Origin of the sequence: Erythrobacter donghaensis, assembly GCF_001557325.1 — a bacterium.
GTDB classification, from domain to species: domain Bacteria; phylum Pseudomonadota; class Alphaproteobacteria; order Sphingomonadales; family Sphingomonadaceae; genus Erythrobacter; species Erythrobacter donghaensis_B.
In genome coordinates this window covers 1-25,622 of the sequence record NZ_LSJS01000249.1, presented here as the reverse complement: position 1 = coordinate 25,622, position 25,622 = coordinate 1, and the positions used below count along the sequence as shown (strand labels likewise).

The window sequence follows — 25,622 nt, the reverse complement described above, 5'->3', positions numbered from 1 at the left end:
TGTTGAAGTGGACTGCCGGTGCCTCAGGCACAGCGGTCCTCCGCACCTCCACAAGCACTCGCGGTGGATCAGGGGCGAGCACCGCATCGACTGAGGCGCGCATCAAGCCTCGGTCGGCGCGGTTGCCTTGGCAATGGCGCTGGCGGGGGCAGGATCGCCCAGATCGAACAGCTTGCGCACCGCTTCATTGGGGGTGAGCGTGCCGGGCGGATAGTGCCTGAGATGCAGTGCGCGCAGCGCGTTGATGTGCTCCTCGCCCAGTGCTGCGGCGAAATCGTCGACGATCGCGCTCTTGCCCCAATGCGGGCGCACGCCGGGGAAGTAGCTCGTCACCGCGCGTTGCAGCCGTTCGAGCCAGGCATAGTCGCGCACATCGGCAAACAGGTCGATCGCGGCGGCAGGCCCGCCGAAATTGCCCGCGAAGGGCAGGTCGCTTGCGTCGGGCAGCTCGCGGACCGAGATCAGGCTCTTGAGCACGAAGCCCAGCGGGCGCAGCTTTTCGGACTCGAGCATGAGGAAGCGCACCACCTCGTCGGTCCGTTCGAGCGGCACGAAGAAGGCGAGGTTGTAGGCGGTGAAGGTGGTCGCGAAGAAGCCGGTCAAGAGGTCGGGCGCGCGCTGGGTCTTGAGCAGGGGTTCGGGATCGTAGAGGTAATCGAGATCCTCGGGCGCGGTGATGACGCGGCGGTGGGTGCGGATGTCGAGCCGGTTGGCGGCGCGTTGCAGCCGGTAGCGCAGGGCCGGGAACAGCCGGTCGAAGGCCCACAGGCGGCGCAGCAGGAATTCGGTCAGCCCCGCGAGCGAGAACAGCGGCGCGGTGGTCTTGCGCGCCCCCTTGCCCTCGCTCGCCGGGCGCAGGGTATGGAGCATGATCAGCGGGTCGGCGGGGTCGCTATAGGGCACGACCGCTGCGGTCACCGCCATCGCGCCCTTGGACAGCGCGGCCTTTTTCGAGAGGCGGGTGACCCAGGCATCGGACTGGTAGGGCTGCGTCGGCGCAGTGCGCAGCGTGACGCTGAGGATCGGGCCGATCGTGCCGAAGGAGAGGGCGGCATAGGGGAAGTCCGGATCACCCTGTTTCAGCGTGATCTTCTGCCCGTGGCCGTCGAGGAAGGTCAGCGCGGTGACGCTCTGCGCGATGACGCCTTCGGGGCCGTAGCCGTGCGTCCCCCCGCTGAGCGCGCCGATCACGGTCTGCTCCATGTAGTTGCCGCTGTTGAGCATCCGCCGCCCGTGCTTCACCAGCGCCTGCTTGAGGGTGAGCACCTTGACCGAGGGGCCGCAGGTCGCGGTCTGGGTGACGGGGTCGTAGGTGAGGCTGTCGAAGCGGGATTCGCCCATGTGGAAGGCTGTGATGCCGGGGATGACCTGGATGCCGTTGTAGCTGTGCGACTGGCCGATGCAGCTGTAGGGCCGTCCTCCGAGTGCTTTGACCAGCGCCGCCTCGTCGACGGGGCGGGTGACGTGGGCGTCGCCGAAGAACACCTTCATCCATGAGGTGACGCGCGCGAGCCCGTCCACCGGTGCCTTGGCCTTGCCGGTCAACCACTTCATCGGAACGCCCCCGTTCGCTGTTGCCGCATCTTTGACCGGGCGCGCGGTCAAGGCAATGAAAAACCACGAAGGGGGAGCGCGGCAGCATGCTTGCAGCATGGCGCCGCGCGCGCCTATCATGTTGCGGCAAGGGAGGTTCCGGATGACGATGAAACCCGCGATGATCGCCGCCGCACTGCTCGCCTCGTCGGCCCCCCTCTCCGCCGAACCGGCCGAGGCACCCCCGGCCGGCGAGCCCATCGAAGCCCCCGGACCGCAGGGCCCGCTGTCCGGCACGCTGCTGCGTGCGAGCGAGGGCGGGGAGGGGCCGGTCGCGCTGATCATCCCCGGCTCGGGCCCGACCGATCGTGACGGCAACAACCCGCTCGGCGTCGCCGCCGCGTCCTACCGCCTGCTCGCCGCGGCGCTGGCCGAGCGCGGGATTGCGACGGTGCGGATCGACAAGCGCGGGATGTTCGGGAGCGCCAAGGCGCTCGCCAATCCCAACGCCGTCACCATCCCCGACTATGTCGCCGACACCGCCGCCTGGGTCGCCGCCACGAGGCTGGCGACAGGCGCGGCGTGCGTCTGGCTGATCGGGCACAGCGAGGGCGGGCTGGTGGCGCTCGTGGCGGCGCAGGAGCTGCCGGACCTTTGCGGTGTGGTGCTGGTCGCCGCGCCGGGGCGGCCGCTGGGCGATGTCATCAAGGACCAGATCCGTGCCAATCCTGCAAACGTGACCCTGATCGTGCCCGCCGACAACGCGGTCGATATTCTGGCCTCCGGTCACTACGTGAACGTCGACAACCTGCCCGTACCGCTGCGGGGCCTGTTCGCTCAGACAGTGCAGGGCTTCCTGATCAGCGCCTTCTCCTACGACCCCGCCGATCTCGCCGCGCAGGTGACGCTGCCGCTGCTGATCGTGCAGGGGGGCAAGGACCTGCAGGTCCCCGTCTCCGATGCCGAGCGGCTGGCGGCGGCGAACCCGGCGGCGAAGCTGGTGGTGCTGCCCGATGCGAACCACGTGCTGAAAGACGTGGAAGGCACCGCGCCCGCCGCCAACCTCGCCACCTATCGCGACCCCGCCCTGCCGCTCGGCAAGGGCGTCGCCGGGGCCATCGCGGACTTCATGCTGGCCCCGGCGCGCCAGAAACTGCGCTAGCCCCCTGGCTTCAGCACCACCTTGGTCCAGCTGTCCTGCGCGTCGCGGAACTGCCGGTAGCCCTCGGCCGCCTCTTCCAGCGGGAGGCGGTGGCTGATGAGGAAGGTGGTGTCGATCTCGCCCTCCTCGATCTTACCGAGCAGGTCTTTCAGGTAGCGCTGCACATGGGTCTGCCCGGTGCGGATCTGGAGGCCCTTCTCCATCAGCGCACCTAGCGGAAACTTGTCGGTCATCCCGCCATAGACGCCGGGCACCGAGACCCGCCCGCCCGGCCGCACCGCAAGGATCGCCTGCTTGAGCGCGCTCGCCCGGTCGGCGCCGATGCCGACGGTCTGCTTGGCGATGTCGAGCATGTTGTCGATCGCAAAGCCGTGCGCCTCCATCCCCACCGCGTCGATCACCGCGTCGACCCCGATCCCGCCCGACATCTCCATCAGTGCCTCGCGCACGTCGGAGGTGCGGAAGTTGATCGTCTCGGCCCCCAGCTGGCGGGCGAGTTCGAGCCGATGCGGGTAGTGATCGATCGCGATCACCTTGGCCGCGCCCATCAGCAGCGCCGATTGCACCGCGAACAGCCCCACGGGGCCGCAGCCCCAGACCGCGACGGTATCGTCCGGCCCGATCTCGGCATTCTCGGCCGCCATCCATCCGGTGGGGAGGATGTCGGAGAGGAACAGCACCTTCTCGTCATCCAGATAGTCGGGCACCACGATCGGGCCGACATCGGAGAAGGGCACGCGCACATATTCCGCCTGCCCGCCCGAATAGCCGCCGGTCATGTGCGAATAGCCGAAGATCCCGGCCATGGGATGGCCGTAGAGCTTCTCCGACATGTCCTGCTTTTCGGCCGGGTTGGAGTTCTCGCAGGCGCTGTACTGGGTGATGCGGCAGTGGAAGCACCCGCCGCAGGAGATGGTGAAGGGCACCACCACGCGCTGGCCCTTCTCGAGCGTGCTGTCGCTGCCGGTCTCCACCACCTCGCCCATGAACTCATGGCCGAGGATGTCGCCCGCCTGCATCGAGGGGATCACCCCGTCATAGAGGTGCAGGTCGCTGCCGCAGATTGCGGTCGCGGTGACGCGAATGATCGCATCGCGCGGGTTGACGATTTCCGGGTCATCGACGGTCTCGACGCTGACCTTCTTGGTGCCTTGCCATGTCAGAGCGCGCATCAGCGGGCCTCCTCGAGCTGGTGTTGCTGTTCGTCGCGGGTGCGGGCGGAGGTGGCGATCTCGCCGGTCTCCATCAGCATCTTGAAGCGCTTGAGGTCGTGCCGCGCCTGCATTTCGGGACTCCGCCGCGCGAGCGTGGCGATCGCATCGCCGAGCGCGCCGGCCTTCGGCTTGTAGGCGATGATCAGGCTGACGCGGGTGCCGCGCTCGCCCGGTGCGTCCTCGAAGGTGACGCGGCCCTCGGTGTCGATATCGCTGTCCTCGGTGGAGCGCCAGGCGATCAGCTCGCCATCGACCTCGCGCGCGATGCGGGTGTCGACGGCGTAGACCCGGCCGCCGGGCGCGCGAATGTGCCAGGTGGCGTGGCCGGGTTCGCCGCCGGGCTCGATCTTCTCGAGGTTCGCCATGAAGTGCGGCAGGTTCTGGAAATCGCGCCAGAAGGCGAACAGCTCGGCGCGCGGGCGGGCGATGGTGACGCTGCGGCCGACCACGCGGTATTCGCCGAAATTGCGGCGCGCGGTGTAGCCCGGCGCGCTGTCGGGATCGACATCATGGCGGCGGCGCCGCCGTGCCGCTGCGGCGAGCGGGAGCGCGGCGAGGCCGATCCCGGCCAGCGCGAGATAGGGCCATCGGCTCGGGTTGTCGTGTTTCATCGCAGTCCTTTCGCGGGGAAGGAGCCGCGCCAAGGGGCGGCCGTGGTGTCGCCCGCGAATGTGGCCGCTCGCCTGCGCTCCACCCCTATCCTGCATTACCCGCCGCCCACGCGCCGCCCGCCTTGCGGCGCCGCTGGTCGAACAAGCGCGCAGCCGCGCGCAGAAATCCGGTATCTCCGCAGCCCGCTTCGTGGCACCTTCGTGCGCGCCGCACCGATCACGGGTCGCGAGTCTCTCGGAATGGGAGTGCGGCCGCGCTTAGGGGGCGCGTCCGACAAGAAGCCGACGGCCGACGCCGTTACGCCTGTTCCGACCGGGCCGCACCTCGCGCTGCGTGCTGCGGGCCGCCTCGCTTTTCGAAGGAGCCGACCACATGCCGTTCATCACCACCGCCGATGGCACCAACCTGTTCTACAAGGACTGGGGGCCGAAGGACGCCCCCGCTCTCGTCTTCCATCATGGCTGGCCGCTGAGCAGCGACGACTGGGACAACCAGATGCTGTTCTTCCTGGGCGAGGGCTTCCGCGTGATCGCCCACGACCGGCGCGGGCACGGCCGCTCCGACCAGACCGACACCGGCAACGAGATGGACACCTACGCCGCCGACGTCATCGAACTGGCAGCCGCGCTCGACCTCAGGGATGCGGTCCACATCGGGCATTCGACCGGCGGGGGCGAGGCGATCCGCTATGTCGCCCGCGCCGAGCCGGGGCGGGTCGCCAAGGCGGTGCTGATCGGCGCGGTGCCGCCGATCATGCTGAAGACCGAGGCCTATCCGCTCGGCCTGCCGATCGAGGTCTTCGACGGCTTTCGCACCGCGCTGGTCAAGAACCGCGCGCAATTCTACCGCGATATCCCGAGCGGCCCCTTCTTCGGCTTCAACCGCGAAGGCGCCGAGGTGCACGAGGGGATGATCCAGAATTGGTGGCGGCAGGGCATGATGGGCGGCGCGAAGGCCCATTACGATTGCATCGCGGCCTTCTCGGAAACCGATTTCACCGAGGATCTCAAGGCCGTTACCCAGCCGGTGCTGCTGATCCACGGGGAGGATGACCAGATCGTCCCCATTGACGCCTCCGCACGCACGGCGATCAAGCTGCTGCAGAGCGGAACGCTCAAGACCTATCCTGGTCTCAGCCACGCGCTGTTCGCGACCCACCCGGAGCTGATCAACGCCGAGTTGCTCTCCTTCATCCGGAGATAAGAAAAACCCCGGCGGACGCTTCCGCCGGGGTTTTCTGATTGCTTGAGTCCGGTCAGGCCGGGCCCCCTGCCGTGCGGCAGGTCACTCTGCCGCCGAGATGGCCGCCTCGATCCGTCCGGTCGGCTGGCCGGTCAGGGTCTTGTCGATCTCGCCCACGATCCGCTCCGACAGTTCGGAATGGTAGTGGTGACGCATCTCGCCCAGGGTCTTGGGATCGGCGATGATCAGCAGTGCCTCGATCTCTCCGGCAATGGCCCTGGCGTTGAGCCATTCGGTCGCCGCTGCCCCATGGGCCAGTTCGCCCAGATCCGTGCTGTCGGGCTTTCGGCCCGAATCCTGATGGCGCACGCCCGCGCTGAAGTTCGTCGGGTCGAGCGAAGGCTTGGCGATCTCCACCAGCTTGGGCTCGAACATCTGGCCCTCGTTGCGGAACAGCGTGAAGTTCTCGCCGTCGATCAGGGCGACGTGGGCATTGTGGGGCAGCTTCATCGTGGGTTTCCTTTGATGTCGTCGTGTCATCGCCCCCGATTGCAGGCACCCTAACAGAAAAGCCCCGGCGGTGCGAACCGCCGGGGCTTTCTGTTTTTGGCTGAGGCCGCCTCCGGCAAAGCCGGAGTCGTCAGACGGGGCGCGGGGCGCCCCGCTGGCCGGCCTTGGGCGAGGCGGTGCGAGCGTGGCTCGCTCCGCCCGCCCTAGCGGCTTAGAAGCCCATCCCGCCCATGTCGGGCATCGCGGGGGCCGCCGGCTTGTCTTCCGGACGCTCGATGATCGCCGCTTCGGTGGTGATCAGCAGGCCGGCGACCGAGGCCGCGTCCTGCAGCGCGGTGCGAACGACCTTGGTCGGGTCGATCACGCCGGCCTTCACCAGGTTCTCGTAGGTGTCGGTGGCGGCGTTGAAGCCCTGGGTCTCGTCATTCTCGCGCAGCAGGTTGCCCGCGACGACCGCGCCATCGTGGCCGGCGTTCTGGGCGATCTGCTTGATCGGGGCGGTGATCGCCTTGCGGATGATGTCGATGCCGCGGGTCTGGTCTTCGTTCGCGCCCTTGAGGCCTTCGAGAGCCTTGGTGGCGTAGAGCAGAGCCGTACCGCCGCCGGGGACGATGCCTTCTTCCACCGCAGCGCGGGTCGCGTGGAGCGCGTCGTCGACGCGGTCCTTGCGCTCCTTCACTTCGACTTCGGTGGCCCCGCCGACCTTGATCACGGCCACGCCGCCGGCGAGCTTGGCGAGACGCTCCTGGAGCTTCTCGCGGTCGTAATCGCTCGAGGTGTTGTCGATCTGGGTGCGGATCTCGGCGACGCGCGCCTTGATGTCGTCAGCCGAACCGGCGCCGTCGACGATGGTGGTGTTGTCCTTGTCGATCGAGACCTTCTTGGCCTGGCCGAGCATGCCGATGGTGACGTTCTCGAGCTTGATGCCGAGGTCTTCGCTGATCATCTCGCCCTTGGTGAGGATCGCGATGTCCTGCAGCATCGCCTTGCGACGATCGCCAAAGCCGGGGGCCTTGACCGCCGCAACCTTGAGGCCGCCGCGCAGCTTGTTGACCACCAGGGTCGCCAGCGCTTCGCCTTCGATGTCTTCGGCGATGATCAGCAGCGGACGGCCCGACTGCACCACGGCTTCGAGGATCGGCAGCATCGACTGCAGGTTCGACAGCTTCTTCTCGTGGATCAGGATGTAGGGGTTATCCAGTTCCACGGTCATCTTGTCGGGGTTGGTGATGAAGTAGGGCGACAGGTAGCCGCGGTCGAACTGCATGCCTTCGACGACATCGAGCTCGAACTCGAGGCCCTTGGCTTCCTCGACGGTGATCACGCCTTCCTTGCCGACCTTGTCCATGGCTTCGGCGATCTTCTCGCCGACTTCACGGTCGCCGTTGGCCGAGATGATGCCGACCTGCGCGATTTCCGAGCTGTCCGACACGTCCTTCGAACGGCTCTTGAGGTTCTCGACCACGGTGGCGACGGCAAGGTCGATGCCGCGCTTCAGGTCCATCGGGTTCATGCCGGCGGCAACCGACTTCATGCCCTCGTTGACGATCGCCTGGGCGAGCACGGTGGCGGTGGTGGTGCCGTCACCCGCGCTGTCGTTCGCCTTGCTGGCGACTTCGCGCAGCATCTGGGCGCCCATGTTCTCGTACTTGTCTTTGAGCTCGATTTCCTTGGCGACGGTGACGCCGTCCTTGGTGATGCGCGGTGCGCCGAAGCTCTTGTCGATGACGACATTGCGGCCCTTGGGGCCGAGGGTCACCTTGACGGCGTTGGCGAGGATATCGACGCCGCGCAGAATGCCTTCACGGGCTTCGCGGCCGAACTTCACGTCCTTGGCAGCCATTTCGTTTCTCCTGGAATTGCTGTGTTGGTTGGAAAGTGTCGATCAGTCGATCAGGCCGCCTTGGCGGCCGCCGCGACGGGCTCGAGAATGCCCATGATGTCGCTTTCCTTCATGATCAGCAGGTCTTCCCCGTTGATCTTGACTTCGGTGCCCGACCACTTGCCGAAGAGCACGCGGTCGCCGACCTTCACGTCGAGCGGGATGCGGTCGCCGTCGTCGTCACGGGCGCCCTCGCCCACGGCGATGACTTCGCCTTCGCTCGGCTTTTCCTGGGCGCTGTCGGGGATGATGATGCCGCCAGCGGTCTTCTGGTCGGCCTCGATACGACGGACCACAACGCGGTCGTGCAGCGGACGAAATGCCATGTGTATGACCTTTCCTTGAAATGGTGAGTGTGCTTGGCACTCCCCTCTCGAGAGTGCCAACGGGCGGGCATTTGGTCGCGGGGGTGGAATGAATCAACCCCCAGCTGCGCAAAAAATTTGCGAGCGATGCGCTTTTGCGGACCGGGGTGGTCAGTGCGGGCCAGCTCGGTTATCCCGGCGCGCTCGCCCCCAAGGAGCCCAGACGCACGATGTCCGCCCCGAAGCTGCCCTCCCGCCTTGCCGCGATGAGCGACGAGATCAACGTCGCGCAGGAGGCGTGGCTGTGGCTCAAGATCAACCTCGCCCACCTCACCGGCGCGCTCGCGGTGCTGGTGGCGGGCGTGATCCTCGCCCGCCTGCTCTCGCGCTGGGCGGATCGCGCGCTGACCGGCAATTCGCGGATCGAGCCGACCGTCGCCAAGTTCCTGAGCAACATCATCAAGTATGCGCTGTGGGTGGTGGTGGCGGTGACGGTGCTCACCCAGTTCGGGGTGCAGACCACCTCGATCATCGCCGCATTGGGCGGCCTCGCGCTGGCGGTCGGCCTCGCGCTGCAGGGCACGCTGTCGAACGTGGCGGCGGGCGTGATGATCCTCATCCAGCGGCCTTTCCGCGTGGGCGAGTTCATCACCGCCGGGACGGTGTCGGGGACGGTGCTGGCCATCGGCCTGTTCACCACCGAGCTGCTCCAGCTCGACGGGCAATATGTCATGGTTCCCAACAACGAGCTCTGGAACAAGGCGGTGGTCAACGCCTCGCGCATGCCCACGCGGCGGTTCGAGCTGGTGGTGCCGATCGCCTATGCGGATGATCTGGCCGCGGCCAAGGCGGCGATGCTCGAGCTGGCCGCCGCCGATCCGCGGGTGCTGGCCGAACCCGCGCCGGTCGCTTTCGTCGCCGCGCTCGGCGACAATGCGGTGCGCGTCGGCCTCAGGGTGTGGTGCAACGCGGCGGACTTCCTCGCGCTGTCATGGGCATTGAACGAGAGCGTGAAGCTGAGGTTCGACGCGCTCGGCATGCATATCGCCACCGGCGTCGCTGCGGCGGCAGCGCCCGCGCGTTAAGCGATGGCGGGGAGAGGGGAGGGCGCGTAATCCGTCAGCCCCAGCCGGTCGCGCCGCGCCCAGCGCCACAGCAGGAGCGTGGCAGCGAAGAACAGCCCTGTCGCCAGCCCGATCCACACCCCCGTCCCTTCGAGCGGGGTATAGAAGCCGAGCCAAATCGCCATGCCGAAGCCGGGCACCCAGTAGCTGAAGATCGCAATCCACATCGGCACGCGGGTGTCCTGCAAGCCCCTGAGCGCGCCCGCGCCCACCGCCTGCACCCCGTCCGCCAGCTGGAAGATCGCCGCGAGCGTCAGATATTGCACCGCAAAGCCCACCAGCGCGGCATTGGCGGCAGCCCCGGGGTCGATATAGACCTGCAGCAGCAGCGTCGGCACCAGCATCATCGCGAGCGCGGTGGTGCACATGAACCCCGTCCCGATCACGATCGCCACCCACCCAGCACGGCCCGCGGCGAGACGGTCGCCCGCGCCGTGGTGGAAGCCGACCCGGATCGTCGCCGCCTGCGCGGTGCCGAAGGGAATCTGGAAGGCGAGCGCGGCGAGGTTCAGGGCGAGGGTGTGCGCGGCGAGTTCGGTCTCGCCGAAGCGGCCCATCAGGAGCGCCGCGCCGCTGAACAGCCCGGCCTCGGCCAGCACGGTCAGGGCAATCGGCGTGCCGATCACCATGATCTCCCTGAGCCGCGTCCACTCGGGCCGCCACCAGCGCCCGAAGATGCGGTAGCGCCGCAAGCTGCGGTCGCGCCCGATCACCACCACATAGGCGACGAGCATCGCGAGCGCGGTGATGACGCTCGACAGGGCCGATCCCAGCAGGCCCAATGCCGGCAGGCCGAGATTGCCGAACACCAGCGTCCAGTTGCCGAGCAGGTTGGTGCCCAGCGCCAGCAGGGTGATCGCGGTCGCATAGCCCGGCTTGCCGAGCGCGGCGACGAAGATGCGGAACACGCCGGCCAGGATCATCGGGATCATCGCGAAGGCGATCACGAACAGGAACTCGCCCGCCATCGCCGCGATCGCGGGCTCCTGCCCGCTCGCCAGCAGCAGCGGCTCGCCCGCAAAAGCGATGCCCATGCCGACGAGGCCGAACGCCACGGCCACCCACATCCCCATGCGCACCGTGCGGCGGATGTCGCGCACCGAGTGGAGCTTGCGGCCGCGCTCGGCCGCGATCAGCGGGGCGCAGGCGCCGATCAGGCCGGTCATCGCCCACAGGGTCAGACCGAAGATCGCGATGCCGAGGCTCGAGGCGGCGAGCGGCGTGTCGCCGAGCCGCGCGATGAAGATCACGTCGACCGCGTGGATCAGCATCTGCAGCAGGTTCGTCGCGGCAAGCGGCACCGCCAGCGCCAGCGTCGCGCGCAGTTCCTGCCCCCAGCCGGGCGTGTCGAGAGTGGTCGCCTGTGTCATGTCGTCGGTTCGCGTGCCCGCGGTCAGGCAAGCCGGCCCGGATAGGCGCAGGGGCGATTCGGGGGAAGGGGAAAAGCCCGTGGCGCGCCCGTCAGTCGAGCCATTTGCGGCGGCGATGGGTGCGGTTGACCCGATCTGCCGGCCAAGAAGCGAGAACCATGACCGCGAGGATCGCCATATCGAGCAGGTGGATCTCGCTCTCTATCACGTCTGCCATCATCAGGATGACGCGGACCAGGTAGGCCAGCGCGCCGAGGATCACGATTGTCTGGAAGATGTTGTAGCGGCGGTGTTTGGCGGCGATCTGGTGTGGCACCCCGCCGCGCTTCTGGCGCTTCAGCCGCAGGGCCACCGCCTCACGCCAACGCCGCAGGGCAATCTCGTAGGCGACGTCGTTTCCGATCGCGACGATAACGATAACCGGGATCGTCGCGATGAACCACAGGTGTGCCACGATAAAGAGGCTTGCCCAATGGGCCGGCAGCAGCGGGATTGCGGCAAAGGCTGCCGCGAACGAGATGATCATCAACCTGCGCCAGCCGGGCAGACCAGCAAATCCCTTGTTGAGCGAGCGCTCGACCAGCGCGAGCCCCTCTTCTTCCAATCGCTCGGCCTCGCTCGAGGAGATGTGCCAAGCAGTCCCGTCCGGCCCGTAGAACAGCCAGCCGGCTTCACTCTCGCGAATCCAGCGCGAGATGCGGGCGCCTTGCACCTTGCGAAATGCCTGTTGCTGATAGTCATCGCGCATTGCGGCGAGATGATAAAAGGCGCGGGTTAAAACACTGTTCTCGCGCGCGTTTGTTCGTGCCTGCAAAGAAAAAGGGCGGCGCCATCGCTGGCGCCGCCCTCTTTTGTGCGTCGATCCGAAGATCGGCGGCGAAGAGCTTACTTGAGCTCGACGGTGCCGCCGGCTTCTTCGATCTTCTTCTTGATCTCTTCGGCTTCGGCCTTGTTGACGCCTTCCTTGACGGCCTTCGGCGCGCCTTCGACGAGCGCCTTGGCTTCGGTCAGGCCGAGGCCGGTGATGGCGCGGACTTCCTTGATGACCTGGATCTTCTTCCCGCCGTCGCCGGTCAGGATGACGTCGAATTCGGTCTGCTCTTCGGCAGCCGGGGCATCGCCGCCGGCGGCGGGGGCAGCAACGGCAACCGCAGCTGCGGCGCTCACGCCCCACGCTTCTTCAAGCGCCTTGGCGAGGTCGGCAGCTTCGAGCACGGTCAGCTTCGAAAGTTCTTCAACAAGCTTGGCAATATCGGCCATGATGGTTCACTCCAAATATGTGGCGGGGCGGATTTGCCCCAGAGAATTGTTTCGTCTGGCGAAAAACGTCTCTTACGCTGCGTCCTTGTCCGCGTAGGCGGCGAAAACACGGGCGACCTTGGCAGCGGGTGCGGTAACGACCTGGGCGATCTTCGTCGCCGGGGCGTTGACCAGACCGATGAGCTTGGCGCGCATCTCGTCGAGGCTCGGCATCGTGGCAAGCGCCTTGATCCCGGCTTCGTCGAGCACGACCGAACCCATCGACCCGCCGACGATTTCGAGCTTGTCGTTCGACTTGGCGAAATCGACAGCGGCCTTGGCAGCCGCGACCGGGTCATGCGACCAGGCCAGCCCGACCGGGCCGGTGAGCATGTCACCGAGCCCGACATAGTCGGTGTTCTCGAGGGCGAGCTTGGCGAGACGGTTCTTCGCAACCTTGTAGGATGCACCAGCATCGCGCATCTTCCCGCGCAGGTCGGTGGACTGGGCCACCGTCATGCCGAGGTTGCGGGTGACGACCACCACGCTGACCTCGTTGAAGACCGCATTGAGCTGGGCAACCGCGTCGGCTTTCTGCGAACGATCCATGCCATACTCCTTCACTAATGACCGCACGGGCGGCTGCCCGAACGGCCGGCTACGTTTTGTCCATGCGCAGGGCCGCGAAGGCACCGAGCACGGGCGAGTCCGTCGATAGGGAAGGAGGGTGCACCATCAGGCGCAAGCGAGGCGTCCGCCATGCGGGCCCCTCGCGAAAATCTCGTTTCCCCGTCTAGGCTGGAGATTAAGAAGGCCCGATTGCCTTCACCAACTGTCTCGGACGGATGACCGGCAAAAGGCACGAGGCCCGCCGATCGGGGGGGCCTCTAGGGGAATGGGCGCGAGAGTCAAGCGATTTGGCGCGGCTTCAGGCCTCGTCCGCCTTGTATCCGAGCAGATCGCCCGGCTGGCACTCCAGCTCGCGGCAGATCGCGGCGAGGGTGGAGAAGCGGATCGCCTTTGCCTTGCCGGTCTTGAGGATCGACAGGTTGGCGAGGGTGAGGCCGACACGCTCGGCCAGTTCGGTCAGCGTCATGCGGCGGGCGTAGAGCAGGTCGTCGAGTTTGACCATGATGCGGGCTCCTTCGAGATCGTCGTTGATGGGGGGCATCACACGGTCCCTTCGAGGTCTTCGCGCATCGCGGCGCCGTGGCGGAACACGCGGGCGAGGATGAACAGGACAAGCACCATCAGGATGCCGGTGAGGTCAAGGCCGTCGCCGTTCGCCGAGAGGTGCACATCCTCGAGCGTGTTGGCCCATTCGGCGACGATGTTTCCCAGCCAGGCTGCGGGGAACAGCAGGAGCTGTGTTGCCAGCATCAGCCATGCCATCAGGCTCAGGCGTTCGGCATTCGCGGGCACGAAGGGTTCGCCCTGGCCGACCGTGTCGATGATCGCCCGGAGCTTGCCGAAGAACACGAACATCGCAGCCAGCACGAAGAGCAGGATTGTGAGCAGCGCGATGGTGGGGCCGAGCGGCAGGGTGGCGAGATCGATCTCTGCGCCGTCGGCGAAGCCCTTGAGGACGTCGCCCCTTGCAAAGGCGAGGATCGGGATGACAAGGGCGAGCACCGTCGCGCCGATGCCGACCGCAGCCTGCATGATGACGGTGAGGATCTTGCCGCCGAGCAGCAGGAGATCGTTGCGGGGGGTCATGGGGGGTCTCCTCGTTCGGGGCGTCAGGCGACGGAGGGCAGCGCGAAGGCCGCCGGGGTCTGCGCCCCGGCAGGCGGAACGGTGACGATCGCGCCGATCGAGCTCAGGGTGAGGACGAAGGCGGCGCAGGCGGCAAGCGCGGTGTTGGCAAAGCGGGTCATATCGAGTTCCTTTCAATTGCACATCGTGATTCGATAAGGCTTCTCTAATCCGATTCGCGACATATCGTCAATCAATAATATTGAAAAACGATATTGGGCGCGTCGTTTTGCGGTAAAGTCTCGGGGGCAACCGGTGTCCGTGCCCAATCCCGCCGCACCCGCATTGACAGACACGGGAGCCGCTCCTACATCGCGCCCTCTCGCTCGCTTCGAGCAGGGCTGATTCATGCGCGGGAATCGGCCTCCGGATGGAAGCGGCGAAGGCCATTTACGCGACGGACACTGGGAGGCTGCTGCCGACACCGCTTCAAGCGCGGAGTCTGGCGTGCGGCTTCTGTGCGTTGGAATGGCCGCCCTCTCGCGTGGAACGACAGCGATTTTTCCCGTCCGCGCGTGGGCTTCTCCCGCACGCGGCCCTACAAAGAGGCAAGACCCCTCCATGGCCACCAAGGCGAAGCCGCCCGTCACCCGCAGCCGCAAGGCGCAAGGGACCGCCAAGAAGCGCATCCGCAAGATCTTCGGTGACATCCACGAAGTGGTGCAGATGCCGAACCTGATCGAGGTTCAGCGCGAAAGCTACGAGCAGTTCCTGCGTTCGGACAAGGCGACGGGCTATGTCTCGGGCCTCGAGAAGACGCTGCGCTCGGTCTTCCCGATCCGCGATTTCGCCGGCACCGCCGAGCTCGATTTCGTCCACTACGAGCTCGAAGAGCCCAAGTACGACACCACCGAGTGCCGTCAGCGCGGCATCACCTATGCCGCCCCGATGAAGGTGACGCTGCGCCTCATCGTGTTCGAGGTGGACTCGGAAACCGAAACCCGCTCCGTCCTCGATATCAAGGAGCAGGACGTCTACATGGGCGACATGCCGCTCATGACCGAGAACGGCACCTTCATCATCAACGGCACCGAGCGCGTGATCGTCAGCCAGATGCACCGCTCGCCGGGCGTGCTGTTCGATCACGACCGCGGCAAGACCCACTCCTCGGGCAAGCTGCTGTTCGCCGCGCGCGTGATCCCCTACCGCGGCTCGTGGCTCGATTTCGAATTCGACGCCAAGGACATCGTCAACGTCCGCATCGACCGCAAGCGCAAGCTGCCGGTCACCGCGCTGCTCTATTCGCTCGGCCTCGATGCCGAGGACATCCTCGGCTACTTCTACAACACCGTCACCTGGGACCGCGCCAAGGACGGGTGGAAGATCCCCTTCGTCGCCGAACAGTGGCGCAACGCCAAGCCGACCTTCGCGCTGGTCGATGCCGCGACGGGCGAGGAAGTCTTCCCCGCCGGCCAGAAGATCAGCCCCCGCGCCGCGAACAAGGCGGCCAAGGACGGCCTCACCGAACTGCTGCTTCCCACCGAGGAAGTCGTCAGCCGCTATGCCGCCGCCGACATGATCGACGAGAGCACGGGCCGCATCTACATCGAGGCGGGCGATGAAGTGACGCTCGAGCATGTCGACATCCTCGACAAGGCCGGGATCGACCGCCTGCCGCTGCTCGACATCGACGAGATCAACACCGGCCCGTGGATCCGCAACACCCTCAAGGCCGACAAGGCCGAGAACCGTGATGAGGGTCTCGAGGCGATCTACAAGGTCATGCGTCCGGGCGAGCCGCCGACGAAGGAAACCGCCGAGGCGCTGTTCGAAGGCCTGTTCTTCGATGCCGAACGCTATGACCTCTCGGCGGTGGGCCGCGTCAAGCTCAACATGCGTCTGGGCCTCGAGTGCGAGGACACCGTCACCACGCTGCGCAAGGAAGACATCCTCGCGGTGGTGAAGGAGCTTGTCGGCCTCAAGGACGGCAAGGGCGAAGTCGACGACATCGACAACCTCGGCAACCGCCGCGTGCGTTCGGTGGGCGAGCTGCTGGAAAACCAGTACCGCGTCGGCCTGCTGCGCATGGAGCGCGCCGTGAAGGAGCGCATGAGCTCGGTCGACGTCTCGACCGTGATGCCGAACGACCTCATCAACGCCAAGCCCGCCGTGGCCGCGGTGCGCGAGTTCTTCGGCTCCTCGCAGCTCTCGCAGTTCATGGACCAGACCAACCCGCTCTCGGAAGTCACCCACAAGCGCCGCGTTTCGGCGCTCGGGCCGGGTGGTCTCACCCGCGAGCGGGCCGGCTTCGAAGTGCGCGACGTTCACCCGACGCACTATGGCCGCATCTGCCCGATCGAGACGCCCGAAGGCCCGAACATCGGCCTGATCAACTCGCTCGCCAGCTTCAGCCGCGTCAACAAATACGGCTTCATCGAAACCCCCTACCGCAAGGTGGTGGACGGCAAGGTGACCGGCGACGTGATCTACCTCTCCGCCATGGAAGAGCAGAAGCACACCGTCGCGCAGGCCTCGGCCGAACTCAACGCCGACGGCTCCTTCGTCGAGGAGCTGGTCTCGGCGCGTCACAACGGCGACAACCTGATGGCCCCGCGCGAGCAGATCACGCTGATGGACGTGTCGCCCAAGCAGCTCGTCTCGGTCGCGGCCTCGCTGATCCCGTTCCTGGAAAACGATGACGCCAACCGCGCGCTGATGGGCTCGAACATGCAGCGCCAGGCGGTGCCGCTGGTGAAGGCCGAAGCGCCGTGGGTCGGCACCGGGATGGAAGAGACCGTGGCGCGTGACAGCGGCGCGGCGATCGCGGCCAAGCGCGGCGGGATCGTCGACCAGGTCGACGCCACCCGCATCGTGATCCGCGCGATCGGCGATGTCGAACCCGGCCAGTCGGGCGTCGACATCTACACGCTCCAGAAGTTCCAGCGTTCGAACCAGAACACCTGCATCAACCAGCGTCCGCTGGTGAAGGTGGGCGACGTGATCGAGGCCGGCGACATCATTGCCGACGGCCCCTCGACCGACCTCGGCGAACTGGCGCTGGGCAAGAACAGCCTCGTCGCCTTCATGCCCTGGAACGGCTACAACTACGAAGACTCGATCCTGATCAGCGAACGCATCGTGAAGGATGACGTCTTCACCTCGATCCATATCGAGGAGTTCGAGGTCATGGCCCGCGACACCAAGCTCGGGCCGGAAGACATCACCCGCGACATCCCCAATGTCGGCGAGGAAGCCCTGCGCAACCTCGACGAGGCGGGCATCGTCTATATCGGCGCCGAGGTGCACCCCGGTGACATTCTTGTCGGCAAGATCACGCCCAAGGGCGAGTCGCCGATGACCCCGGAAGAAAAGCTGCTGCGCGCGATCTTCGGCGAAAAGGCGAGCGACGTGCGTGACACCTCGCTGCGTCTGCCCCCGGGCGTTGCCGGCACGATCGTCGAAGTGCGGGTGTTCAACCGCCACGGGATCGAGATCGACGACCGTACCCGTGCGATCCAGAACGAGGAAATCGAACGCCTGCGCAAGGACGCCGCGGACGAGCGCAACATCCTCAACCGCGCGACCTACAACCGCCTGCGCGACATGCTGCTCGGCCAGACCGCTTCGGCCGCTCCCAAGGGGCTGAAGAAGGGTGTGGAGATCACCGAGGAGCTGCTCGAGGAGATCGACCGCCACGAATGGTTCAAGTTCGCGGTCGCCGATGATGGCCGTCAGGCGCAGATCGAGGCGGTGAAGAGCCAGTACGACGAAGCCGTCGCGCTGATCGATGCCAAGTTCCACGACCGCAAGGAAAAGCTGGAGCGTGGTGACGAACTTGCGCCGGGCGTGCTCAAGATGGTCAAGGTCTTCGTCGCGGTGAAGCGCAAGCTGCAGCCGGGCGACAAGATGGCGGGCCGTCACGGGAACAAGGGTGTGATCAGCCGCATCCTGCCGCAGGAAGACATGCCGTTCCTCGAGGACGGGACTCCGGTCGACCTCGTGCTCAACCCGCTGGGCGTGCCTTCGCGCATGAACGTCGGGCAGATCTTCGAGACGCACCTCGGCTTTGCCGCGCGCGCGCTCGGGCACGAGATCAAGGACCTGCTCGAGGATTGGCGCAAGGCCAACCCGAACGCGGCCGAGGACTACGCCAACGTGGCGCCGCCCGCGGCCGTGCTCGATCGCCTCAAGGACATCTACGGCGAGCAATATGTCGAGGATCTCGAAAGCCGCTCGACCGCCGATATCGTGGAACTGGCGGGCAACCTTTCGGCCGGCGTGCCGATGGGCACCCCCGTGTTCGACGGCGCGCGCGAGGCGGACGTTTCGGACATGCTGGTCAAGGCGGGGATCGATTCCTCGGGCCAGAGCGTCCTCTATGACGGCCGCACCGGCGAGGCTTTCGACCGCAAGGTGACCGTGGGCATCATCTACATGCTGAAGCTCCACCACCTGGTCGACGACAAGATCCACGCGCGTTCGATCGGGCCCTACTCGCTCGTCACCCAGCAGCCGCTGGGCGGCAAGGCGCAGTTCGGCGGCCAGCGCTTCGGCGAAATGGAGGTCTGGGCCTTGCAGGCTTACGGTGCCGCCTACACCTTGCAGGAAATGCTGACGGTGAAGTCCGACGACGTGGTCGGCCGCACCAAGGTCTACGAAGCGATCGTCAAGGGCGACGACACCTTCGAGGCCGGCATTCCGGAGAGCTTCAACGTGCTCGTCAAGGAAATGCGCAGCCTCGGCCTCAATGTCGAGTTGAAGTCGATCCTCGACGAGGACGACGACGGCGAGATGCTGGAGGCAGCGGAGTAAGATCAGGCCGGTGTGGCGGAACGGTAGACGCACCATTCAAGTGGTCCCCGGCAACGGGGTGCGGGTTCAACTCCCAGCCACCGGCAATTGTTCGACCGAATTACAGATTTCACCCCTCAGAGGGATTGAGCAATGAACGACCTGACCAAATTCACCAACCAGCTGGCGAAGCCCGAAACCTTCGACCAGATCCAGATCGGCATCGCCTCGCCGGAGCGCATCCGCTCGTGGTCCTATGGCGAGATCAAGAAGCCCGAGACGATCAACTACCGCACCTTCAAGCCGGAGCGTGACGGGCTGTTCTGCGCGCGCATCTTCGGCCCCGTGAAGGACTACGAGTGCCTCTGCGGCAAGTACAAGCGCATGAAGTACAAGGGCGTCGTCTGCGAAAAGTGCGGCGTCGAAGTGACGGTGACCAAGGTTCGCCGCGAGCGCATGGGCCACATCGAACTGGCCGCGCCGGTTGCGCACATCTGGTTCCTGAAGTCGCTGCCTTCGCGCATCGGCCTGCTGCTCGACATGCAGCTCAAGCAGCTCGAGCGCGTGCTCTACTTCGAAAGCTACATCGTCACCGAGCCGGGCCTCACCCCGCTCGAAAAGTACCAGCTGCTGACCGAGGATGAACTCCTCGAAGCGCAGGACGAATATGGCGAGGACGCATTCACCGCCGACATCGGCGCCGAAGCCGTGCGCACCATGCTGATGCAGCTCGACCTCGAAGCCGAGCGTGAAGCGCTGATGGACGAGCTCGCCACCACCAAGTCGGCGCTCAAGCCCAAGAAGATCATCAAGCGCCTCAAGGTCGTCGAGAGCTTCATCGAATCCGGCAACCGCCCGGAATGGATGATCCTCGAAGTGATCCCGGTCATCCCGCCCGAACTGCGCCCGCTGGTGCCGCTCGACGGGGGCCGCTTCGCGACCTCGGACCTCAACGATCTCTACCGCCGCGTCATCAACCGCAACAACCGTCTGAAGCGCCTGATCGAACTGCGCGCGCCGGACATCATCGTGCGCAACGAAAAGCGCATGCTGCAGGAAGCGGTCGACGCGCTGTTCGACAACGGCCGCCGCGGCCGCGTCATCACCGGCGCGAACAAGCGTCCGCTGAAGTCGCTCTCCGACATGCTCAAGGGCAAGCAGGGCCGCTTCCGCCAGAACCTGCTCGGCAAGCGCGTCGACTATTCGGGCCGTTCGGTGATCGTGACCGGGCCGGAACTCAAGCTGCACCAGTGCGGCCTGCCCAAGAAGATGGCGCTCGAGCTGTTCAAGCCCTTCATCTACGCCCGTCTGGACGCCAAGGGTCTGTCGATGACCCTGAAGCAGGCCAAGAAGTGGGTCGAGAAGGAGCGCAAGGAAGTCTGGGACATCCTCGACGAGGTGATCCGCGAACACCCGGTGCTGCTCAACCGCGCGCCGACGCTGCACCGTCTGGGCATCCAGGCGTTCGAGCCCGTGCTGATCGAGGGCAAGGCGATCCAGCTGCACCCGCTGGTCTGCTCGGCCTTCAACGCCGACTTCGACGGTGACCAGATGGCGGTCCACGTGCCGCTCTCGCTGGAAGCCCAGCTCGAAGCGCGCGTGCTGATGATGTCGACCAACAACATCCTCTCGCCCGCCAACGGCAAGCCGATCATCGTGCCTTCGCAGGACATGGTCCTCGGGATCTACTACCTTTCGATGGAGCGGCAGGAGAAGCACCCCGAATATATCGAGGAAGCCGACGGCACGAAGATCGAGAAGCTCCCGCGCTTTGCCGACATGGCCGAAGTGCACCAGGCGCTCGAAACCAAGGCGGTCACGCTCCACACCCGCATCATCGCCCGCGTCCCGCAGGCCGACGAGAACGGCGTGGTGGCGATGAAGCGCTTCGTCACCACCCCGGGCCGCATGCTGATCGGCGAATGCCTGCCGAAGAACCACAAGGTGCCGTTCGACATCATCAACCGCCTGCTCACCAAGCGCGAGATCGGCGACGTGATCGACCAGGTGTACCGTCACACCGGCCAGAAGGACACGGTGCTGTTCGCCGACGCCATCATGGCGCTGGGCTTCCGCCACGCGTTCAAGGCCGGCATCTCCTTCGGCAAGGATGACATGATCATCCCCGACGCCAAGGAAAAGCTGGTCGACGAGACCAAGGAACTGGTGGCCGGTTACGAGCAGCAGTACCAGGACGGCCTCATCACCCAGCAGGAAAAGTACAACAAGGTGATCGACGCCTGGTCGAAGTGCGGTGACATGGTCGCCGACGCGATGATGGCCGAGATCAAGGCGCAGCCGATCGATCCCGAGACGGGCAAGGAAGCCCAGATCAACTCGATCTACATGATGAGCCACTCGGGCGCGCGCGGCAGCCCGGCGCAGATGAAGCAGCTCGCCGGGATGCGCGGTCTGATGGCCAAGCCTTCGGGCGAGATCATCGAGACCCCGATCATCTCGAACTTCAAGGAAGGTCTGACCGTTCTTGAATACTTCAACTCGACCCACGGGGCGCGCAAGGGCCTTGCCGATACCGCGCTCAAGACCGCGAACTCGGGTTACCTCACCCGCCGTCTCGTCGACGTGTCGCAGGATTGCGTCATCGTCGAGGAGGATTGCGGCACGCAGAACGCGCTCGAAATGCGCGCCATCGTGCAGGGCGGTTCGGTGATCGCCTCGCTCGGCGAGCGCATTCTCGGCCGCACCGTGGCCGAGGACATCGTCAACGCGGCGACCGGCGAGGTCATCGTTCCGGCGGGCACCCTGCTCGACGAGACGATGGTGAAGGACATCGAGGCAGCCGAAGTGCAGTCGGCCAAGATCCGCTCGCCGCTGATCTGCGAGGCCGAACAGGGCGTCTGCGGCACCTGCTACGGGCGCGATCTTGCCCGCGGCACCCCGGTGAACATCGGCGAAGCGGTCGGCGTCATCGCGGCGCAGTCGATCGGCGAGCCCGGCACCCAGCTGACGATGCGGACCTTCCACATCGGCGGCGCGGCGCAGCTCAACGAAACCAGCCACCTCGAGGCGATTTCGGAAGGTCGTGTCGAATTCCGCGACATGCCGACCATCACCGACAAGCAGGGCCGCATCCTCAGCCTCGCCCGCAACGGCGAGCTGGCGGTGATCGACGCCGAAGGGCGCGAGCGCGAGATGCACAAGGTGCCCTACGGGACGGTGCTGCGGTTCAAGGATGGTGACCAGGTCAAGGTCGGCGATCGTCTCGCCGAGTGGGACCCGTTCACCCTGCCGATCATCACCGAACAGTCGGGCGTGGTGAAGTATCAGGACCTGATCGAGGGCATCACGCTCGAAGAGCAGATGGACGATGCCACCGGCATCGCCCAGCGCGTGGTGACCGAGAACCGCGCCACGGGTCGCAAGAAGAAGGAAGACCTGCGCCCGCGCCTGACTCTCTTGGGCGAGGGCGGCGGGGAGACCGAGGCGGCGCGCTACATGCTCGCTCCCGGCACCACCCTGTCGGTGACGGATGGCGACACGGTGCAAGCGGGCGACATTCTCGCCCGTGCGAGCCGCGAAGCCGCCAAGACCCGCGACATCACCGGCGGTCTGCCGCGCGTGGCCGAGCTGTTCGAGGCGCGCATGCCCAAGGACGTCTCGATCATCGCCAAGATCTCCGGCCGGATCGAATTCGTCCGCGAGTACAAGGCGAAGCGCAAGATCGCGATCATTCCCGAGGCCAATGAGCACGGGCATGTCGAACCCGTCGAGTACCTGATCCCCAAGACCAAGGTGATCGATGTGCAGGAAGGCGACTACGTGAAGAAGGGTGACACCCTGATTTCCGGCTCGCCCAACCCGCACGACATCCTCGAGGTGATGGGCGTGGAGGCGCTGGCCGAGTATCTCGTCGACGAGATCCAGGAAGTCTATCGCTTGCAGGGCGTGAAGATCAACGACAAGCACATCGAGGTGATCGTTCGCCAGATGCTGCAGAAGGTCGAGATCACCGACGGCGGGGACACCACCCTGCTGCCGGGCGAGCAGGTCGACCTGGCCGAGATGCTCGAGATCAACGCCAAGCTCGCCAAGGGCAAGCAGGGCGCGACCGGCAATCCGGTGCTGCTCGGCATCACCAAGGCGAGCCTCCAGACGCGTTCGTTCATCTCGGCGGCCTCGTTCCAGGAGACCACCCGCGTGCTGACGCAGGCGGCGGTCGAAGGGAAGAAGGACACGCTGATCGGTCTGAAGGAGAACGTGATCGTCGGGCGCCTGATCCCCGCCGGCACCGGCGCGGGCATGAACCGCCTGCGCGTCACCGCCAACAGCCGCGATGCGGCGCTGAAGGCGGCGTGGAAGCGTCAGCAGGAAGCCCTCTCGGCTTCAGGCCAGCGCGAAGCCGAGCCGGCGCCCGATGCGATCGGTTCGGAAGAGAAGATGAAGGCCGCGATGGCCGCGATGGCGGCCTCGGCCCCTGCCGCGGCTGTCGAGGACGACGGCGAGGAGTAAGCTCCCCGCCTCGCCCCTGCGGCACGAATGGCCCCGCCCGAGCTTTTGCTCCGGCGGGGCTTTTCTTTGCCTTGGCGGCCATCGGGTAAAGATTGTCCGCTATTGCAAATCACTCGCAAGTAGATAGGATGGGTTTCACCGTCTCCCAGCCTTTGCGAGGTTTCATGTCCGAAAGCCCCTCTGCCGCCACCCGTCAGGTCATCGCTGCGCTCGCTGCACCACCAAGGGTGGAGCGGCTGGGGCCGATCGCGGGGCGCTTTATCCATGCCCTGCGGCTGATCGCGGTGCACGAGCGGATGGGCCGCGATCCGGTGCCTGAACTGGCGGTGCGGCTCGGCAGCGTCGAGGTTGCGGCCAAGGCGCTGATCATGGCGCAGGCGATCGCCGCGACCTGGCCCGAGAACATCGCCGTCTCTCGCTTCTGCTGCCGCCTGCTCAGCCACGACGAAGCGACCATCGGCGCCTTCGTCGATGCGGCGGCGGCGGGCGACCGGCGCGGGTTCGAAGCGGCGCTCGACGGGCTGGTGCGGGCCGAGCGTGCGCACCGCTTGTGGGAAGCCGCGCTGGCGCTCGCCGACGCGGAGATCCGCGCCCTCTGACCGCTTGCGGGCGAGGGCGGGGCGCTCTACCGCACGCGCGATGACCACCACCCGCTTCGCCCCCTCGCCCACCGGCCGGCTGCATGTCGGCAACATCCGCACCGCGCTCCACAACTGGATGTTGGCGCGGCAGGCTGGGGGCAGCTTCATCCTGCGCATCGACGACACCGACGCCGAGCGCAGCCGCGAGGAATATGTCGAGGCGATCCGCGCCGACCTCACCTGGCTCGGCCTCACCTGGGACCGCGAGGAGCGGCAGTCCGCCCGGCTTGATCGCTACGAGGCGGCCTTCGCGGCGCTGCGGGCGGCGGGGCGCGTCTACCCCTGTTACGAGAGCGCGCAGGAGCTCGACGTCAAGCGCAAGATCCAGCTCTCGCGCGGCCTGCCCCCGATCTACGACCGCGCGGCGCTGAAGCTCAGCGATGGCGAGCGGGCGGCAAGGGAGGCCGAGGGCGTGCAGCCGCACTGGCGCTTCCTGCTCGACCACGCCGAACCGATCCAGTGGGAAGACGGCATCCGCGGCCCGCAGAAATTCGACCCCGCGCAGCTCTCCGATCCCGTCATCCGCCGCGCCGATGGTTCGTGGCTCTACATGATGCCGAGCGCGGTCGACGATATCGACATGGGCGTTACGCAAGTGCTGCGCGGCGAGGACCATGTTTCCAACACTGCCGTTCAGATTCAGATCTTTACCGCACTTTATGCTGCAGGCTTTGCTGCAGCAAAACCGCTCCCCGCCTTCGCTCACGAGGCGCTGTTGGTGGGGCGCGAGGGCAAGCTTTCGAAGCGCCTCGGCTCGCTCGGCTGCGATGCCTTCCGGGAGCGCGGGATCGAGCCCGAGGCGATCATCGCGCTGCTCGCGCGGCTCGGCACCTCGCAGCCGGTCGAGCCCATTGCCGACCGCGCGACGCTGACCGCCAGCTTCGATCTCGCCACCTTCGGCCGCGCGCCTGCCAAGTTCGACGAGGAGGATCTCGAGCGCCTCAATGCCGGGATCGTCCACCAGCTGCCGTTCGAGGCCGTCCGCGACCGCCTGCCCGAAGGCATGGACGCGGCAGGCTGGCACGCGGTGCGCCCGAACCTTGCCCATGTCGGCGAGGCGGCGGAGTGGTGGCGGATTGTCACCGGCCCGATCGCGCAGCCGCAGTTCACGGACGAGGACAAGGCCTTCCTCGCTGAGGCTACGCGCGCCTTCGAACAACTCGAATGGCGTTATCCCGACATCTATCCAGAGCTTTGGAAAACTCTGACTCAAGTCCTCGGTCGGGCAACCGGGCGCAAGGGCCGCGCGCTGTTCCTGCCGCTGCGGCAGGCGCTCACCGGCATGGACCACGGCCCCGACATGGGCGAGTTGCTCCCCCTTATCGGCGAGGCCGAGGCTCGCGCGCGCCTTGGCCGGGCCGCCGGGATCGGCTGAGCGGTTCGATCAGCGCCCGCCATCGCTCTGCAGGCAGCATGGCTGCGGTCTTGCACCGCTGCGGTCGGTCAGTCATCAAACCCGCTGGAATTGCAGCAGGGGCGACATCGATGAAAGGCATTCTTCTGGGCGCGGGCAGTCTGCTCGCCATGATCGCAGGTCCGCTGGCGGCGGAAGAGGGCTACTACCAGCACCCCGTGGCGAGCGGCGAGACGCTTGTCTTCGTCAGCGAGGGCGACCTGTGGCGCACCGGGCGCGACGGCGGTAGCGCGGTCAGGCTCACCAATGACGAGGGCGAGGAAACCGAGCCTGCGATCTCGCCCGATGGCCGGATGATCGCCTTCACCGCCAGCTACGACAGCAACAACGACATCTATGTCATGCCCGTCGCCGGCGGCCGCCCGCGGCGCCTGACCTTCGAGGGCGGAGCGGTGCGCACCATCGGCTGGACGCCGGAAGGCCGCGTGATCTATTCCTCGTCGATCACCGGGGCGGGGCAGGGCGAGGTGCTCCACAC

Annotated in this window: 20 protein-coding genes, 1 tRNA gene and 1 pseudogene; 9 read left to right on the top strand and 13 right to left on the bottom strand. The window is 66.3% G+C overall.

The window, feature by feature from the left end; all coding sequences use genetic code 11:
• Positions 1 to 102: 102 nt before the first annotated feature.
• On the bottom strand, positions 103 to 1,554 hold the full coding sequence (locus AX692_RS14840; RefSeq protein ID WP_196490188.1) for an FAD-binding protein: 1,452 nt from the start codon (positions 1,552 to 1,554) through the stop codon (positions 103 to 105).
• A gap of 142 nt (positions 1,555 to 1,696) precedes the next feature.
• Here AX692_RS14840 and AX692_RS14835 point away from each other — a divergent pair, with 142 nt between their 5' ends.
• Positions 1,697 to 2,695 carry an alpha/beta hydrolase gene (locus tag AX692_RS14835; RefSeq protein WP_230960884.1) on the top strand — a complete coding sequence of 333 codons (999 nt, stop codon included), beginning with the start codon at positions 1,697 to 1,699 and terminating at the stop codon, positions 2,693 to 2,695.
• Here the strand turns inward: AX692_RS14835 and AX692_RS14830 are convergent.
• Together AX692_RS14830 and AX692_RS14825 are read right to left on the bottom strand one after the other, a co-directional pair.
• The gene (locus tag AX692_RS14830) at positions 2,692 to 3,867 is read right to left on the bottom strand and encodes a zinc-dependent alcohol dehydrogenase (RefSeq protein ID WP_073975551.1); all 1,176 of its coding nucleotides are present in this window, start codon (positions 3,865 to 3,867) and stop codon (positions 2,692 to 2,694) included. The genes AX692_RS14835 and AX692_RS14830 overlap by 4 nt on opposite strands.
• The gene (locus tag AX692_RS14825; RefSeq protein WP_073975550.1) at positions 3,867 to 4,520 is read right to left on the bottom strand and encodes an SRPBCC family protein; all 654 of its coding nucleotides are present in this window, start codon (positions 4,518 to 4,520) and stop codon (positions 3,867 to 3,869) included. The genes AX692_RS14830 and AX692_RS14825 overlap by 1 nt, the downstream gene beginning before the upstream one ends.
• 373 nt (positions 4,521 to 4,893) lie before the next feature.
• Here AX692_RS14825 and AX692_RS14820 point away from each other — a divergent pair, with 373 nt between their 5' ends.
• On the top strand, positions 4,894 to 5,724 hold the full coding sequence (locus tag AX692_RS14820; protein WP_073975556.1) for an alpha/beta fold hydrolase: 831 nt from the start codon (positions 4,894 to 4,896) through the stop codon (positions 5,722 to 5,724).
• Between the two features lie 81 nt (positions 5,725 to 5,805).
• On the opposite strand, the gene AX692_RS14815 is transcribed toward AX692_RS14820, so the two are convergent.
• The 3 genes from AX692_RS14815 to groES all read right to left on the bottom strand — a co-directional run bounded on the left by AX692_RS14815 (position 5,806) and on the right by groES (position 8,421).
• The gene (locus AX692_RS14815) at positions 5,806 to 6,213 is read right to left on the bottom strand and encodes a host attachment protein (RefSeq protein WP_073975549.1); all 408 of its coding nucleotides are present in this window, start codon (positions 6,211 to 6,213) and stop codon (positions 5,806 to 5,808) included.
• 211 nt (positions 6,214 to 6,424) lie between these two features.
• Entirely contained in the window at positions 6,425 to 8,056 is a 1,632-nt protein-coding gene (gene groL, locus AX692_RS14810; protein ID WP_073975548.1) for a chaperonin GroEL, read from the bottom strand.
• Between the two features lie 50 nt (positions 8,057 to 8,106).
• Entirely contained in the window at positions 8,107 to 8,421 is a 315-nt protein-coding gene (gene groES, locus AX692_RS14805) for a co-chaperone GroES (protein ID WP_073975547.1), read from the bottom strand.
• Positions 8,422 to 8,630: 209 nt separating this feature from the next.
• Here groES and AX692_RS14800 point away from each other — a divergent pair, with 209 nt between their 5' ends.
• Positions 8,631 to 9,485, top strand: coding sequence for a mechanosensitive ion channel family protein (locus AX692_RS14800; RefSeq protein ID WP_073975555.1), 855 nt, complete (start codon positions 8,631 to 8,633; stop codon positions 9,483 to 9,485).
• Here AX692_RS14800 and AX692_RS14795 read toward each other — a convergent pair.
• The 7 genes from AX692_RS14795 to AX692_RS20255 all read right to left on the bottom strand — a co-directional run bounded on the left by AX692_RS14795 (position 9,482) and on the right by AX692_RS20255 (position 14,010).
• Entirely contained in the window at positions 9,482 to 10,894 is a 1,413-nt protein-coding gene (locus AX692_RS14795) for an MATE family efflux transporter (RefSeq protein WP_073975546.1), read from the bottom strand. The two genes, AX692_RS14800 and AX692_RS14795, sit on opposite strands and share 4 nt — an antisense overlap.
• 91 nt (positions 10,895 to 10,985) lie before the next feature.
• Complete coding sequence (locus tag AX692_RS14790) at positions 10,986 to 11,642, bottom strand: hypothetical protein (RefSeq protein WP_073975545.1); 657 nt, start codon at positions 11,640 to 11,642, stop codon at positions 10,986 to 10,988.
• Positions 11,643 to 11,779: 137 nt separating this feature from the next.
• Positions 11,780 to 12,154: a 50S ribosomal protein L7/L12 gene (gene rplL, locus AX692_RS14785; protein ID WP_073975544.1), complete on the bottom strand. Its 375-nt coding sequence runs from the start codon at positions 12,152 to 12,154 to the stop codon at positions 11,780 to 11,782.
• Between the two features lie 72 nt (positions 12,155 to 12,226).
• A complete protein-coding gene (gene rplJ, locus AX692_RS14780) occupies positions 12,227 to 12,742 on the bottom strand; it encodes a 50S ribosomal protein L10 (protein WP_073975543.1) in 516 nt (171 codons plus the stop codon).
• Positions 12,743 to 13,061: 319 nt separating this feature from the next.
• On the bottom strand, positions 13,062 to 13,304 hold the full coding sequence (locus AX692_RS14775; protein ID WP_073975542.1) for a helix-turn-helix domain-containing protein: 243 nt from the start codon (positions 13,302 to 13,304) through the stop codon (positions 13,062 to 13,064).
• Positions 13,304 to 13,849, bottom strand: a complete 546-nt coding sequence (locus AX692_RS14770) for a DUF2975 domain-containing protein (protein ID WP_073975541.1) — start codon at positions 13,847 to 13,849, stop codon at positions 13,304 to 13,306. The genes AX692_RS14775 and AX692_RS14770 overlap by 1 nt, the downstream gene beginning before the upstream one ends.
• 23 nt (positions 13,850 to 13,872) lie before the next feature.
• Positions 13,873 to 14,010, bottom strand: coding sequence for a hypothetical protein (locus AX692_RS20255; protein ID WP_196490187.1), 138 nt, complete (start codon positions 14,008 to 14,010; stop codon positions 13,873 to 13,875).
• Between the two features lie 439 nt (positions 14,011 to 14,449).
• Between AX692_RS20255 and rpoB the strand changes: the two genes are divergently transcribed.
• From rpoB to AX692_RS14745, 6 genes and pseudogenes are all read left to right on the top strand, one after another.
• Positions 14,450 to 18,640: a DNA-directed RNA polymerase subunit beta gene (rpoB, locus tag AX692_RS14765; protein ID WP_073975540.1), complete on the top strand. Its 4,191-nt coding sequence runs from the start codon at positions 14,450 to 14,452 to the stop codon at positions 18,638 to 18,640.
• Between the two features lie 6 nt (positions 18,641 to 18,646).
• Positions 18,647 to 18,726, top strand: a tRNA-OTHER gene (locus AX692_RS19765).
• Positions 18,727 to 18,772: 46 nt separating this feature from the next.
• Positions 18,773 to 23,089, top strand: a complete 4,317-nt coding sequence (gene rpoC, locus AX692_RS14760; RefSeq protein ID WP_073975539.1) for a DNA-directed RNA polymerase subunit beta' — start codon at positions 18,773 to 18,775, stop codon at positions 23,087 to 23,089.
• A 128-nt stretch (positions 23,090 to 23,217) separates the two neighbouring features.
• Complete coding sequence (locus AX692_RS14755; RefSeq protein ID WP_230960980.1) at positions 23,218 to 23,688, top strand: DNA-directed RNA polymerase subunit beta'; 471 nt, start codon at positions 23,218 to 23,220, stop codon at positions 23,686 to 23,688.
• 40 nt (positions 23,689 to 23,728) lie between these two features.
• Positions 23,729 to 25,105: a glutamate--tRNA ligase gene (gene gltX, locus AX692_RS14750; RefSeq protein ID WP_073975537.1), complete on the top strand. Its 1,377-nt coding sequence runs from the start codon at positions 23,729 to 23,731 to the stop codon at positions 25,103 to 25,105.
• A 110-nt stretch (positions 25,106 to 25,215) separates the two neighbouring features.
• A pseudogene (locus AX692_RS14745) lies at positions 25,216 to 25,622 on the top strand (PD40 domain-containing protein); the annotation flags it as partial.